The 13183-nt window shown below is 72.7% G+C and carries 12 protein-coding genes; 5 read left to right on the forward strand and 7 right to left on the reverse strand.

The genetic code is table 11. The features are described from left to right. Positions 1-17: 17 nt before the first annotated feature. The 5 genes from GPA04_RS04420 to GPA04_RS04440 are packed head-to-tail and all read left to right on the forward strand — an operon-like array spanning position 18 to position 3575. Positions 18-962, forward strand: a complete 945-nt coding sequence (locus GPA04_RS04420) for a metal ABC transporter substrate-binding protein (RefSeq protein WP_156222776.1) — start codon at positions 18-20, stop codon at positions 960-962. Continuing rightward, on the forward strand, positions 953-1744 hold the full coding sequence (locus GPA04_RS04425) for a metal ABC transporter ATP-binding protein (RefSeq protein WP_241680602.1): 792 nt from the start codon (positions 953-955) through the stop codon (positions 1742-1744). Before GPA04_RS04420 ends, GPA04_RS04425 begins: the two co-directional genes overlap by 10 nt. After that, positions 1741-2658, forward strand: a complete 918-nt coding sequence (locus GPA04_RS04430; protein WP_156222778.1) for a metal ABC transporter permease — start codon at positions 1741-1743, stop codon at positions 2656-2658. The genes GPA04_RS04425 and GPA04_RS04430 overlap by 4 nt, the downstream gene beginning before the upstream one ends. Beyond that, on the forward strand, positions 2621-3028 hold the full coding sequence (locus GPA04_RS04435) for a Fur family transcriptional regulator (protein ID WP_156222780.1): 408 nt from the start codon (positions 2621-2623) through the stop codon (positions 3026-3028). Before GPA04_RS04430 ends, GPA04_RS04435 begins: the two co-directional genes overlap by 38 nt. Then, a complete protein-coding gene (locus tag GPA04_RS04440; RefSeq protein WP_156222782.1) occupies positions 3021-3575 on the forward strand; it encodes a DedA family protein in 555 nt (184 codons plus the stop codon). The genes GPA04_RS04435 and GPA04_RS04440 overlap by 8 nt, the downstream gene beginning before the upstream one ends. Before the next feature lie 83 nt (positions 3576-3658). Here the strand turns inward: GPA04_RS04440 and GPA04_RS04445 are convergent, their stop codons facing one another. From GPA04_RS04445 to GPA04_RS04475, 7 genes are all read right to left on the reverse strand, one after another. Continuing rightward, positions 3659-4435 carry an isoprenyl transferase gene (locus GPA04_RS04445; RefSeq protein WP_156222784.1) on the reverse strand — a complete coding sequence of 259 codons (777 nt, stop codon included), beginning with the start codon at positions 4433-4435 and terminating at the stop codon, positions 3659-3661. After that, entirely contained in the window at positions 4432-5163 is a 732-nt protein-coding gene (gene recO / locus GPA04_RS04450) for a DNA repair protein RecO (protein WP_156222786.1), read from the reverse strand. The genes GPA04_RS04445 and recO overlap by 4 nt, the downstream gene beginning before the upstream one ends. 287 nt (positions 5164-5450) lie before the next feature. Further along, positions 5451-7196: a 2-isopropylmalate synthase gene (gene leuA / locus GPA04_RS04455; RefSeq protein ID WP_206674114.1), complete on the reverse strand. Its 1746-nt coding sequence runs from the start codon at positions 7194-7196 to the stop codon at positions 5451-5453. A 144-nt stretch (positions 7197-7340) separates the two neighbouring features. Next, on the reverse strand, positions 7341-8564 hold the full coding sequence (locus tag GPA04_RS04460; protein ID WP_156222788.1) for an FHA domain-containing protein: 1224 nt from the start codon (positions 8562-8564) through the stop codon (positions 7341-7343). Between the two features lie 34 nt (positions 8565-8598). Then, positions 8599-10893, reverse strand: coding sequence for a transglutaminase-like domain-containing protein (locus GPA04_RS04465; RefSeq protein ID WP_156222790.1), 2295 nt, complete (start codon positions 10891-10893; stop codon positions 8599-8601). After that, a complete protein-coding gene (locus GPA04_RS04470) occupies positions 10890-12167 on the reverse strand; it encodes a DUF58 domain-containing protein (protein WP_156222792.1) in 1278 nt (425 codons plus the stop codon). The genes GPA04_RS04465 and GPA04_RS04470 overlap by 4 nt, the downstream gene beginning before the upstream one ends. A gap of 10 nt (positions 12168-12177) precedes the next feature. Next, entirely contained in the window at positions 12178-13152 is a 975-nt protein-coding gene (locus tag GPA04_RS04475) for an AAA family ATPase (RefSeq protein ID WP_156223093.1), read from the reverse strand. Positions 13153-13183: the final 31 nt, after the last annotated feature.

Here is a 13183-nt window from a genome sequence, read left to right on the forward strand (position 1 = left end):
TGTTGAGAATGATTGTCATGCCGTCCCGTTCCGCGCGCTCCTCGCTGCTGCCCGTCCTCGCGTCGCTCGCGCTGCTCGCCACCGGGTGCTCGGCAGCCGGGGCCGACGACGGGGTGGAGGTCGCGGTCACGGCGTACCCCCTGCAGTACATCGCCGAGCGCGTCGCCGGCGAGGCGACGACCGTGACGAGCGTCGCACCTGCCGGTACGGAGCCGCACGACCTGGAGCTGTCCCCCACCGGCGTCTCGACGCTCATCGGCGCCGATGTGGTGCTGATGCTCTCGGGGTTCCAGGCCGCCGTCGACGACACCATCGGCGAGGCCGGGGAGGCCACGCTGGTGGTCGATGCCGCCGAGTCGGCCGACCTGCTCGCCGTCGAGGAGCACGACCACGACCACGAGGGCGAGGAGGAGCACGAGGAGGAGCACGAGCACGGCGGCGTGGACCCTCACTTCTGGCTCGACCCGATGCGCGTGGCGTCCGTGGCGGACGCGCTCGCCGAGGCGCTCGCCACCGCGGACCCGGACGGCGCTGCCACCTACGAGACCAACGCGGCCGCGCTGCGGACCGACCTCGAGACGCTCCAGGGCGAGTTCGACGCCGGCCTCTCCGACTGCACCGACCGCACGTTCGTCACCAGCCACGAGGCCTTCGGCTACCTCGCCGACGCGTTCGACCTCGCCCAGGTCGGCATCAGCGGCCTCGACCCCGAGGCCGAGCCCTCCCCCGCTCGCGTCGCCGAGGTGCTGCAGCAGGCCCGTGACGAGGGCGTCACCACGATCTTCACCCAGCCCGGTGGCCTGACCGCCGGTGCCGACACGCTCGCGAGCGAGCTCGGCGTGACGCTCGCTACGCTCGACCCGATCGAGCTCGCGCCCGCCGGCTCTGACGGGAACGACGACTACCTCGACGCGATGAGGGCGAACCTCGCCGCCCTCCACGAAGGACTTCGGTGCAGCTAGCAGACCCAGGCAGCGATCCCGATCCCCTGCACCTGCACGGGGTCTCGGTCGCCGTCGCCGGCACCACCCTGCTCGAGGACGTCAGCCTCCGCGTGCACCCGGGCGAGGCGGTCGCCCTCCTCGGAGCCAACGGGTCGGGCAAGTCGACGCTGATCCGCGCCGCGCTCGGCCAGGTCCCGGTCGTCTCCGGCGACGCGAAGCTGTACGACGTCTCGACGCGCCACCACGCCGCCCGCGTCGCCTGGCCCCGGATCGGTTACGTCCCGCAGCGCCTCAGCGCCGCCTCCGGGGTGCCGGCGACCGTGCTCGAGGTCGTGCTGACCGGGCTGCTGGGCCGCAACCGCTGGTGGCTGCGGCGGGCCGACCGCGAGCAGGCGCTGGCGGCGCTGGAGGAGCTCGGCGTCGCCGACCTCGCGCACCGTCCGTTCGGGATCCTCTCCGGCGGCCAGGCCCAGCGCGTGGTGATCGCGCGAGCCCTGGTCCGCCGCCCCGACCTGCTCATCCTCGACGAGCCGCTCGCGGGCGTCGACCTGCTCACGCAGTTCTCGTTCGCCGCGCTGCTGGGGAGGTTGCACGCCGAGGGTCGCACGATCGTGGTGGTGCTGCACGAGCTCGGACCGTTCGCCGAGCTCCTGGACCGCGCGGTGGTGCTGCGCGCCGGCCGGGTCATCCACGACGGCGACCTGCCCCGCGACCACGCGCACCCGCACGGCGCCCACGACCACCTCCACGTCGAGCACGCCCTGCCCTCCGAGCCGCCGACCCAGCGGAGCCTGCCATGAGCACCGTGCTCGAGATGCTCTCGACACCGCTGTTCCAACGGGCCCTCCTCGCCGCCCTCGTGGTCGGCATCAGCGCGCCCGTGGTGGGCACGTTCCTCGTGCAGCGCAGGCTGTCGCTGCTGGGCGACGGCATCGGCCACGTCGCCCTGACCGGAGTGGCGCTGGGCTGGCTGGTCGGCGCCGCCACCGGTGCTGCCAGGGCCGACGCCTACGCCATCCCCGGCGCCGTGCTCGCCTCGATCGCCGGCGCCGTCGTCATCGAGGCGGTCCGTGCCCGGGGCCGCACCAGCGGGGACCTCGCCCTCGCCCTGCTCTTCTACGGCGGCATCGCCGGGGGTGTGGTGCTGATCGGGCTCGCAGGTGGCACCAACGCCAACCTCATGAGCTACCTCTTCGGGTCGCTCGCCACGGTGAGCAGCGCGGATCTCGTGGCCACGCTGGTGATGTCGGGCGTGATCCTCGCGGTCGGCGTCGGGCTGCGCAGCGCGCTGTTCGCCGTCAGCCAGGACGAGGAGTTCGCCCGGTCGACCGGCCTGCCGGTCACCGTGCTCAACATCGCGGTCGCCGTGGTCGCCGCCCTCACGGTCACCGTGTCGATGCGGGTGGTCGGGCTGCTGCTGGTCAGCGCGCTCATGATCGTCCCGGTCGCCGCGTCGCAGCTCGTGGCACGGTCGTTCCGCCAGACCATGACGATCGCGATGGTCATCGGTGGCCTCGCGTGCGTGGGCGGCCTGCTCGTGACGTTCACGGTCGACCTGGCGCCGGGAGCCCTCATCGTGGTGATCGCGATCGCCATCTACGCTGGTACCGCTGCCCTGCGGCCGTTGTGGCACCGGGCCGCACGCCCCGCATCGACGTCGGAGGAGGCGAGAGCTGATGCAACGGATGACCCGGCAACGCACCGCGCTCGCTGACCTGCTCGAGGTCACGCCGGACTTCCGCTCGGCACAGCAGCTCCACCAGCTGCTCAAGGACGCCGGCCAGAACGTCGGCCTCGCGACCGTGTACCGCACGGTGCAGGCGATGGCCGAGGCCGGTGACGTGGACGTGCTGCGCATCGAGGACGGTGAGGCGCTGTACCGCCGCTGCGCGCGCGGCCACCACCACCACCTGGTCTGCCGCGAGTGCGGCAAGACCGTCGAGCTGGCCGGCGAGGCCGTGGAGCGCTGGGCCTCCCGGATCGCGCAGGAGCACGACTTCGTGGACGTCGACCACACCGCCGAGCTGGTGGGCATCTGCCGCGACTGCGCCGCGCGCATCTACGGAGGCGGCGCGCGTGCCTGACTTCCTCACCACGGTCCCCTTCTGGGCCGCATTCGTGGCGCTGTTCCTGGGCGCCATGACCCGGGGCCAGCTCGTCTACTGGGTCGGCCGTGTCGCGACCGAGCAGACGCTGCGTCGCACCCGACCCCAGGACGGCTGGCAACGCCGCATGCACGGCTGGCTGGAGGCCGGTGGCGCCGATCCCGGTGTGCGCGCGCTGCGCCGCTGGGGCCTGGTGATGGTGCCGCTGTGCTACCTCACGGTCGGGTTCCAGTCGATGGTGCAGGCCGGTGCCGGCATCCTGCGGATCGAGGTCTGGAAGTACGCGCTCGCGCAGATCCCGGGGGCGCTGGCCTGGGCCACGATCTACGCGACGATCGGTTTCGCCGCGTGGGAGGCGGTGATGGCGACCGCCGCGGGCTCGCCGCTGGGCCTCGCCGCGATCCTGGCGGTCGTGCTGGTGATCGTGCTGACGATCGCGTTCCTGCGTCGTCGCCGCCGCTCCCCCGAGACGCCGGCCGAGGACCGCCCGACGGCGGAGCTCACCGAGCCCGAACGCGCTCCCTGAGCCGCTGTGACGGGATCCCGACCCCCGCTTTCAACACGATTCCGTCCACCCCGGCCTTGCCAGGCGTCGACGAGGTCACCGGGCTACCGCTCGCGCTCGACGGCGTCGACCGCCGCGCCGTAGCGCCGGTCTCGGCGCGCGTAGGTGACGGCGGCGTCCCACAGGTCGCGGCGGTCGACCTCGGGCCAGGGCTTGTCGAGGAACACCATCTCGGCGTAGGCGGACTGCCAGATGAGGAAGTTCGAGGCACGCTGCTCGCCGCCCGTCCGCAGGAACAGGTCGACGTCGGGCATGTCCGGCTCGTCGAGATGACGCGCCACGGTGCGCTCGGTGATCCGCTCCGGGTCGAGCCGGCCCGCGGCCACCTCGCGCGCGATCGCGCGGGTGGCATCGGCGATCTCGGCGCGACCGCCGTAGTTGACGCACATCGTCAGGGTGCACGTCGCGTTGCCGCGCGTGACCCGTTCGGCCTCCTCGAGCTCGGCGATGACGCTGCGCCACAGCCTCGGCCGGCGGCCGGCCCACCGCACCCGCACGCCCCACGAGTTCATCTGGTCACGACGCCGGCGCAGCACGTCGCGGTTGAAGCCCATCAGCCAGCGCACCTCCGCGGGCGAACGCTTCCAGTTCTCGGTCGAGAAGGCGTACGCGCTGATGTGGGTGATCCCCAGCTCGATCGCACCGGCCACCACGTCGAGCAGCACGGCCTCACCGGCGGCGTGCCCCTCGGTCCGGGGCAGCCCTCGCGCGTTGGCCCACCGCCCGTTGCCGTCCATGACGACGGCCACGTGCTTCGGCACCAGCGCCGGCGGCAGCTGCGGCGGTCGAGCCCCCGACGGATGCGGTGGCGGAGCGATCATGCGCGCTCGACCAGCCGGAGCGAGCGCAGCCCCCGCTCCAGGTGGTACTGCGTGTAGACGGCGACCAGACCCGAGGTCTCCCGGCGGTGCCGCTCGTCGCTGGCATCGGCGACCGACCAGTCACCGGTCAGCAGCGCGCCGAGCAGCGCGACCGTCTCGGTCGCGGGAGCCGCTGACCCCGGCGGCCGGCAGGAGGCGCACACCATGCCGCCCACCGCCGGAGAGAACGCGCGGTGCGGTCCCTCGGCGTCGCAGCGGGCGCACTCGCCGAAGCTGGGCGCCCAGCCCGCGATCGCGAGCGCGCGCAGCAGGTAGGAGTCGAGCACGAGGCTCGGGGCGTGCATCCGCTCGGCCAGCGACCGCAGCGCGCCGACGAGCAGCAGGTACTGCTGCGTGGCCGGCTCGCGCTCGATCTCGGTGAGCCGCTCCGCGGTCTCGACCATCGCCGTCGCGGTGGTGAACAACGCGTAGTCGGCCCCGATCGCGCGCCCGTGCGGGGCGAGCGTGTCGACCTGCGTGACGATGTCGAGGTTGCGGCCGATGTGGAGCTGGACATCGACCACGCTGAAGGGCTCCAGCCGGGCACCGAACCGGGAGGAGGTGCGGCGCACACCCTTGGCGACCGCACGGACCTGGCCGTGCTCGCGCGTGAGGAAGGTGATGATCCGGTCCGCTTCACCGAGCTTGCGGGTACGCAGCACCACGCCCTCGTCCCGGTACAGCTTCACCCGGCCATTGTCCCCCACGGGCGCGTGCGCGGCACGATGCCGCGCCCGGTCGGCCGGCACCTTCCCGCGATCTTCACACCATGCCTCCGCGACGAGCGGCGCTGGCGGGCAGCAGACCCACCAGCGCCGTTCACAGCGGGACGGACCGCCGTTTGTTCGCCGGGTGTCGTCCTGCCGGAGGCAGACCCCTGGTCATCCCGGATCCACACGCCGCCACCATCAGGACCGAACCACGCTCGGCTCCCGGAAGTCTCGGCTTCGGTCGTGCCGGTGTCAACCCCCGAGAGTCAGCGCAGCGCCCTGTTGACGGCGGAGATCACGGCCTTGAACGAGGCCGTCGTGATCGAGGGGTCGATCCCGACGCCCCACAGCACCTCGCCGTCGACCTCGCACTCGACGTACGCGGCGGCGCTCGCCGACTCCCCCTCAGACAGCGCGTGCTCGGCGTAGTCCAGTACCTGGACCTGCACGTCGCTCTGGGCCAGCACCGACACGAACGCCGCGAGGGGGCCGTTGCCGGAGGCCTGCACGGTGCGCTCGTCCGCGCCGTCGCGCAGGGTCACGGTGAGCAGGTCGTTGCTGCCGTCGCCGGCCGAGGCGACCTGGCTCGCGCCGAGGGCGAACCGGCCCCACGGCTCCAGCCCGTTCTCCGGCGTCGCGGGCAGGTACTCGTCGGAGAAGATCTCCCAGAGCTGCTCGGCGGTCATCTCGCCGCCGAACCGGTCGGTGTACTTCTGCACGATCGAGGAGAACTCGATCTGCAGCCGCCGCGGCAGGTCGAGGCTCCGGGTGCTCTGCAGCAGGTACGCCACGCCACCCTTGCCGGACTGGCTGTTGACGCGGATCACGGCCTCGTAGCTGCGGCCCACGTCGCTCGGGTCGACCGGCAGGTACGGCAGGTCCCACGCCACGGCGGTCTCGTCGCCACCGGCCTCGGCGACCTGCTGCTGCCGGAACACGAAGCCCTTCTTGATCGCGTCCTGGTGCGAGCCGGAGAACGCCGTGTAGACCAGGTCGCCGCCGTAGGGGTGGCGCGGGTGCACGTCCATGCGGGTGCAGTACTCGACGGTGCGGCGGATCTCGTCGATGTCGGAGAAGTCGACGCCCGGGTCGATGCCCTGGCTGTACAGGTTCATGCCCAGCGTCAGCAGGTCGACGTTGCCGGTGCGCTCGCCCTGACCGAACAGGCAGCCCTCCACGCGGTCCGCGCCCGCCATCACGGCCAGCTCGGCCGCCGCGACGGCGGCGCCCCGGTCGTTGTGGGGGTGCACCGACAGCGACACGAAGTCGCGCCGCGACAGGTTGCGGCTCATCCACTCGATCTGGTCGGCGTACACGTTCGGCGTGGCGCGCTCCACCGTGGCGGGCAGGTTGAGGATGATCTCGCGACCGTCCTCGGGTGCCCACACGTCCATGACGCCCTCGCAGACCTCGAGCGCGAAGTCGAGCTCGGTGTCGATGAAGATCTCGGGCGAGTACTCGTAGCCGAAGATCGTGTCCGGGTCGAGGACCTTCTCCGCGTACTCGATCACGTGGCGGGTGCCCTCGGTCGCCAGGTCCTTGGTGCCGGCCTTGTCGTTGCGGAACACCACGCGGCGGAACACCGGTGCGGTCGCGTTGTACATGTGCACGGTCGAGCGGTGGGAACCGACCAGCGAGTCGATCGTGCGCTCGATCAGGTCGTCCCGCGCCTGCGTCAGCACCGAGATCGTGACGTCCTCCGGGATCGCCTCGTCCTCGATGATCGACCGCACGAAGTCGAAGTCGGTCTGCGAGGCCGCGGGGAACCCGACCTCGATCTCCTTGTAGCCGATCCGCACCAGCAGGTCGAACATCATCCGCTTGCGGGCAGGGTCCATCGGCTCGATGAGCGCCTGGTTGCCGTCGCGCAGGTCGGTCGAGAGCCAGCGCGGTGCGGCGGTGATGCGCTTGCTCGGCCACTGCCGGTCGGGCAGGTCGATCGGCGCGGTGGTGTCCTGGAAGGGTCGGTACTTGCCGACCGGCATCCCGAAGGTCGTGTGGGTCGTGCTCATGGCTGCTGCTCCTGTGCTCCGCGCTCGGTTCGCGGCTCGTTGCCGGTGGCCGGGCACCACGTCACTCCGCGACGAGGAAGCCGGCCTTAGTGGGCCTCGCCGCGGCGACGAAGGAGGAGCTGCGTCGTCCGCACGGAATCCACTCTAGGGCATGTCCTCCGCGGCGACGACCTTGACCCGGTAGCTGCCCAGCAGCACCTCGCTGCCGGTCTCGACCGCCTCCTCCACCCACGGGCGCAGGCGGCGCTGCGCGCCGTCGCGGTCGACGACGGAGCTCCCGTTGGTCGAGCTCCGGTCGGTCACGTAGACCGTATCGGCGGTGATGCGGAACGACGCGTGCGTCTTGGAGACGGTGGGATGGAGCACCGCGACGGTCTCGACGTCGAGGTCGGCGTCCTTGGCGAGAGGTGCCCGGCCCAGGAGGGTGACGGCGCCGGACGTGAGGCGGCGACCGTCGTCGAGCACGACGGCGGGGCGTGGTGCGCGCTCGGAGCGTCCGGACATCGTCGTGTCGGCCACCAGCCGCGTGTCACCGATGTCGGGCTCGCTCACCTCGGGCTGCCAGGTCTCGCCACCGGGCGCGCCGGCGCCGGGCAGCCAGGGCTGCGTCGGCTGCGGTTGCGGGGGCTGGGCCGGTTGCGGTGGTGGTGGTGCCCAGGCCTGCGGGCTCGCCTGCGGCAGCGGGTGCTGCGGCTGTGCCGGGGGGTAGGGCTGCTGCGGGGCACCCGGGTGCGCGTACGGGGCGGGTGCGAAGGCCTCCTGCGAGGCCTGCGGCGCCGTGAGCCGCAGCATCGAGCGCAGCTTCCACCAGCCGAGCCCGGCGACGGCGCCGGTCGCGAGCAGGGCCACGGCGGCGATGCCACCACCCACCCAGACCGAGGTCTCGCCGGTGACCGCCGCGAGCAGGAGCGCCCCGAGGCCGGCGAGCACGGAGACTCCGGCCAGCACGACCCGCAGGATGCCGGGCTGCTCGGTGAGCACCTCGGCACCGCGCACGGGTACCTCGGGGGCGACCTGGTGCCAGCGCCGCAGGGCTTCGACCAGCCGGGCGCCGCTGCGCAGCAGCCGGATCCCGAGCAGCACGGACGCGGCGAGCGCACCGGCGGCGACGACGAAGGCGAGCACGGCGAGCACGGTGGAGGGGTCGGGCTGGTCGAGCTGCTCGAACCCGAACCAGGCGCCGAGCCCGGCGAGCGCACCGAGCAGGGCGGCGGCCGCGCCGGCACCGGTGCGGGTGCTGCCCGTGTAGGTCGTCACCAGCACCGGGATCGCGAGCGGTCGGGTGTTGCGACCGCCGGTGCTCGGTGCGCCCTCCTCGAGGTACGGTGCGGCCTCCCCCACCAGCTGATCATCTGCGGCGCGGTCCATGTCACCCATTCTGGCCGAGCTCAGGCACCGGCGGTCACCGGCGCCGCAGCGAGCGCAGCGTGAACCGCGCTCGTACGCGTCGGCGCCACGGCACCGCGGCGCCGGCGTGCCTGACGGCGGTGGAGACGTCCGCCCAGTAGCCGTCGATGTCGGCCTCCGACGCCGGCTCTGGTGCGAACACCGCGGCGTCGGCGCGGCGGGCCAACCCGGACGTGCCGGCTCCGGTGAGCGCGGTGTCGTAGCTGCGTGCTGCCTCGCGGCGGGTCACACCTGCCGGGGTGGTCACCCCGAGGTCCAGGACGCGGTCGGACAGCTCGGCCCAGCCGCCTGCGATGCGGGCGTCGGCCGAGCCCGAGGTGCGGCGCCTGCGCCAGCGCCTGGCCTTGAGCGCCGCGATCACCAGGAACGGGCTGATCAGCACCAGCAGCGGGATGCCCACCATGGCCACGTACAGCAGGATCTGCTCGCCGAGCGTCTCCTCGTCCTGGCCCTCCTGCTCGGCCGGTGCCTCGCCGCGGTCCAGCGGCGGCACGACCGGTGGCTCTTGCGGGGGCTCAGGCGGCTGCAGCACCTGCGGCTCCGGACGATCCTGCGGGTCGGGGTTCTGGACCTGCGGGACCTGGTCCTCCTCCGGCGTCGGGAAGAACGGCATCCATCCCTGGGCCTCGAACGGCACCTCGACCCAGGCCGTCACGTCCGCGCCGGTGACGGTCACAGCGCCGTCCTCGACCGGTGCCTCGGAGACGTCGAGCCCCATCACCACCCGGGCGGGCAGCCCGAGCTCGCGCACCATCAACGCCATCGCGGCGGCGTACTGCTCGGCGTCGCCGGTCATCTGGTCGGACTCGAGCATCGCCACCAGCCGCGACGCGCCGTGCCCGGGCCGGGAGGGCGGATCGCCCTCCAACCCGTGGGAGAAGAAGCCGTAGCGCTGCAGCGACGTCGCGATCATGCTGACGCGCTCGTAGTCGCCGGTCGCGCCCTGGGTGTACTCCGAGGCGAGCGAGGCGATCACGTCGGGCACGCCGGTGGCCTCGGGCATCTGGATGCGTGCCGCGGGCAGCTGCAGCATCGACTCCGAGGGGGCCGACTCGTCGTCCTCGACGACGTCGGGAGCCGGGTCGGCCACCAGCTGGTAGCCGTCGCCGGAGCGCAGCGTCGCCGCCACCAGCCCGGTGTCGGTGGTGCGGTTGAAGTAGAACGAGTCCATGAGGTTCTCGGCCCGGCTGCCGGTGAAGTCGACGTCCTCGCTGGAGCCGATCGTCGGCAGCCAGACCCCGGTGTAGGCCTCGATGCGGACCTGCACCCGCGACCCGGTGGCCGACGGCTCGGTGACCAGCCGCTCGCCGGGGCGGGTGAACGTGCCGGTGCCGGCCGCACCGGAGCCGGTGATGCCCCACACGTGACCGTCGTAGCTGTCCATCGTCGCGAGCCGGATCCGCTCGGTCCCGGCCGGCAGCCCGGAGGCGGTCAGCAGCGTCTCCTCCGCCAGGGTGTCGACGTAGCGGCGGAAGCTCGCGAGAGGGCTGGTGTAGTCGTGCGGGTCCGGCGGCGGGTCGATCAGGTCGCGCAGCACCAGACGCGAGTTGTCCGGTGTCACGAGCAGCGCCGTCGCCGTGCCGCCGACCGCGACGAGGCCGAGCACCAGCGGGATCGCGATCACGCGATGGGTCTCGAGCCGGCCGGAGCGCCAGGCGACCCACATCACCGCGATCGCCACGGCCGCGATGCCGACGACGCCGGGGGCCACCGGGATCCGGGTGCCGAACAGGATGCCCACGATCCCCACGACGACGGGCACCAGCAGGCTCAGCGACCACCTCCGGGCGCGCAGCGAGATCGTGACGGCGATCAGCGACCCGAAGAACGCGAGCAGGTACGGCAGCAGCAGCAGCACGCCGGTGGTGCCAAGCGGCGGTGCGATCGTCAGCACCTGCTTCCACACCGTGACGACGCCGACACCCATCAGCTGCCAGGTGGTCAGGGTCGGGAGCACGCCGCCGATCGCCGTCGACGGCGCCGCGAACGCACCGAACAGGAAGAACGTCGGCAGGGCGAACGCGAGGACGGTCAGCGTAGGCCAGCGGCGCTGGGCACCGGCGATCGCGAGCGCCGTGCCGAGGACCGCGCCACCGGCGATCGTGACCCACAGCGCCGCCGTCAGGTACACCTGGTGCAGCGGCGCCAGCCCGAGCACGATCAGCGCGACCGGCACCAGGGTGGCGACCACCCGCTGCACCGTGAACCACCGCGCCCAGGCGGGCAGCCCGGTCGCGTTCCCGCGCAGCTGACGACGGCTCGGGGCCGCGGCGCCGCCGGCGGCGCTCATCGTTCCACCTTGCGGAAGCCGCGCGGGAGCTCCTCGAGGGTCGGCAGCGTCAGCACCGTGACGTTGCCGAGCCGGCGCGCAGCGAGCTCGGAGTCCTCGCCGAGGCTGGCGCGGATCGCCAGCGCGCGCACGCCCGTGGGCAGCACCGCGCCGGCGGTCCGGATGTGGTCCGGCGTCACGGTGGACCCGAACGCCAGCAGCACGACCGTGGCCCGTTGCACGTCGCGCGCGATCGTGCGGCCGAGGTCGACGATCGAGGTCGGGTTCCGGTTCGCCTCGATGCGGGTGAGCCCGTCGAGGAGCTGGCGCGGGCTGCGGTGCGGCAGCACCTCCTCGGTGGTCATCGCGGTCAGGTCGGACTCGCTCCGGATCGCGTGCAGGCCCAGCGACCCGATGGCGCTGATCGCCAGCTCCATCTCGTCGGGGTGGCCGTAGTCCTGCTCGTGGACCGACAGCCCGAGCACGAGGTGGGAGCGGCGGGTCTCCTCGAACTGACGGACCATGAGGGTGCCGGTGCGTGCCGAGCTGCGCCAGTGCACGTAGCGGCGGTCGTCACCGGGGACGTACTCGCGCAGCGCGTGGAACGACAGGTCGGCGTTGGTGATCTCGCGGGTCTCGCGACCTTCGAGGTCGTGGAGGAAGCCGGCGGCCGAGCCGCCGATCTTGATCGTGCGCGGGTGGACGTAGAGCTCCTCCGGCTCCGTCCAGAGCACGGCGCGGCGGATGAGACCGACCGGGTCGCCGCGGACCGAGGAGACCGGCCCCACGGTGATGACGCCGCGACGCTCGGTGGGGATCGCGAACAGCTCGTCGTGCTCGGCGCCGCCCGCGAGCGTCGGCAGCGCGAAGGACGCCTTCGCGGTGCCGACCGGCAGCTCGATGCGGGCGGGCAGCACCGACCGGTGGCTCACGTTCGTGACCTCGAGCGCGCCCATCGCCCGCTCCCCGACCACGACCCGTCCCTCGCGCAGCCGCAACTGCACCTGGTAGGGGTGGCGACCGATCGCGAACGCGATCGCGCCGACGACGAGCGTCAGCAGCGCACCACCGAGGACGATCAGCTCGACCCAGCCCAGCCGGAGCCCGACGCCCAGCGAGACGACCCCGGTGATCAGCACCACCCAGCCGGCGCGGCTGACCCAGGAGATCGCCGTCCGGGACCTCGCGACACCGGCGACCAGCCCGGTGACGGCGCGCGACATCGACCCGGTGCCCTCGGGCAACCCGGGCGTGATCGCGGCCGCCTGCCGCGTGGCCGAGTTCGGTGCGCTCATCCCAGGTCCGTCAGACCGAGTCCGATCGCTGGGCGGGTGGCGCGATCTCGCTCAGCACCCGCTGCAGCGAGCGCCCGGTCGTGCCGCCCTCGAACTCCGCCTCGGCGTCGAGCACCATCCGGTGCGCGAGCACCGGCTCGGCGAGCTCCTTGACGTCGTCCGGGATCACGTAGTGACGACCCTTCGACGCCGCCCAGGTCTTGGCGCAGCGCACGAGCGAGAGTGCACCGCGCACGCTGGCGCCGAGCGCGATCTCCGGTGCAGCGCGGGTGGCCTCGGCGACGTGCGCGATGTACTCCAGCACCGCGCCGTCGACATAGACGTTGGCCGCGAGCTGGGCCAGCTGCAGCACCTCGGGTCCGCCGATGACCGGTTGCAGCGCGGCGGTACGGTCGCGGACGGCGGAGCCCGCCAGGATCTCGACGGTGGCACGCTGGTCGGGGTAGCCGAGCGAGGTGCGCATGAGGAACCGGTCCAGCTGCGCCTCGGGGAGCCGGTAGGTCCCGGCCTGCTCGATCGGGTTCTGGGTCGCGAGCACGATGAACGGGGTCGGGACGGCGCGGGGGACGCCGTCCACGGTGACCCGGCCCTCCTCCATGACCTCCAACAACGCTGACTGGGTCTTGGGCGAGGCGCGGTTGATCTCGTCCGCGAGCACCACCGAGGCGAAGATCGGGCCCTCGTGGAACTCGAACTCGCGCTTGGCCTGGTCGAAGATCGTCACGCCCGTGACGTCGGAGGGCAGCAGGTCCGGCGTGAACTGGATCCGCGTGTGGCTGGCGTGGACCGACGCCGCCAGCGCGCGCGCCAGCGAGGTCTTGCCGGTCCCGGGGAAGTCCTCGAGCAGCAGGTGCCCGCCGGAGAACAGGCACGTCAGCGCCAGCCGGATCACGTGATCCTTGCCGAGCACCGCCCGCTCGACGTTGGTGACCAGCCGCGTGAAGACGTCAGCGAACTGCTGCGCCTGGACCGCGGTCGTGGTCATGCTCGGCGTGCTCGTGATCGCGCTCACGTAC

Origin of the sequence: Pseudactinotalea suaedae (assembly GCF_009733815.1) — a bacterium.
In the GTDB taxonomy this organism is placed as follows: domain Bacteria; phylum Actinomycetota; class Actinomycetes; order Actinomycetales; family Beutenbergiaceae; genus Pseudactinotalea; species Pseudactinotalea suaedae.

What these genes read in the sequence shown, in the direction of transcription:
- GPA04_RS04420 (WP_156222776.1), top strand. Translation starts at nt 18, where the DNA reads ATGCCGTCCCGTTCCGCGCGCTCCTCGCTGCTGCCCGTCCTCGCGTCG.
- GPA04_RS04430 (WP_156222778.1), top strand. Translation starts at nt 1,741, where the DNA reads ATGAGCACCGTGCTCGAGATGCTCTCGACACCGCTGTTCCAACGGGCC.
- GPA04_RS04435 (WP_156222780.1), top strand. Translation starts at nt 2,621, where the DNA reads ATGCAACGGATGACCCGGCAACGCACCGCGCTCGCTGACCTGCTCGAG.
- GPA04_RS04445 (WP_156222784.1), bottom strand. Translation starts at nt 4,435, where the DNA reads ATGATCGCTCCGCCACCGCATCCGTCGGGGGCTCGACCGCCGCAGCTG.
- leuA (WP_206674114.1), bottom strand. Translation starts at nt 7,196, where the DNA reads ATGAGCACGACCCACACGACCTTCGGGATGCCGGTCGGCAAGTACCGA.
- GPA04_RS04460 (WP_156222788.1), bottom strand. Translation starts at nt 8,564, where the DNA reads ATGGACCGCGCCGCAGATGATCAGCTGGTGGGGGAGGCCGCACCGTAC.
- GPA04_RS04465 (WP_156222790.1), bottom strand. Translation starts at nt 10,893, where the DNA reads ATGAGCGCCGCCGGCGGCGCCGCGGCCCCGAGCCGTCGTCAGCTGCGC.
- GPA04_RS04470 (WP_156222792.1), bottom strand. Translation starts at nt 12,167, where the DNA reads ATGAGCGCACCGAACTCGGCCACGCGGCAGGCGGCCGCGATCACGCCC.
- GPA04_RS04475 (WP_156223093.1), bottom strand. Translation starts at nt 13,152, where the DNA reads ATGACCACGACCGCGGTCCAGGCGCAGCAGTTCGCTGACGTCTTCACG.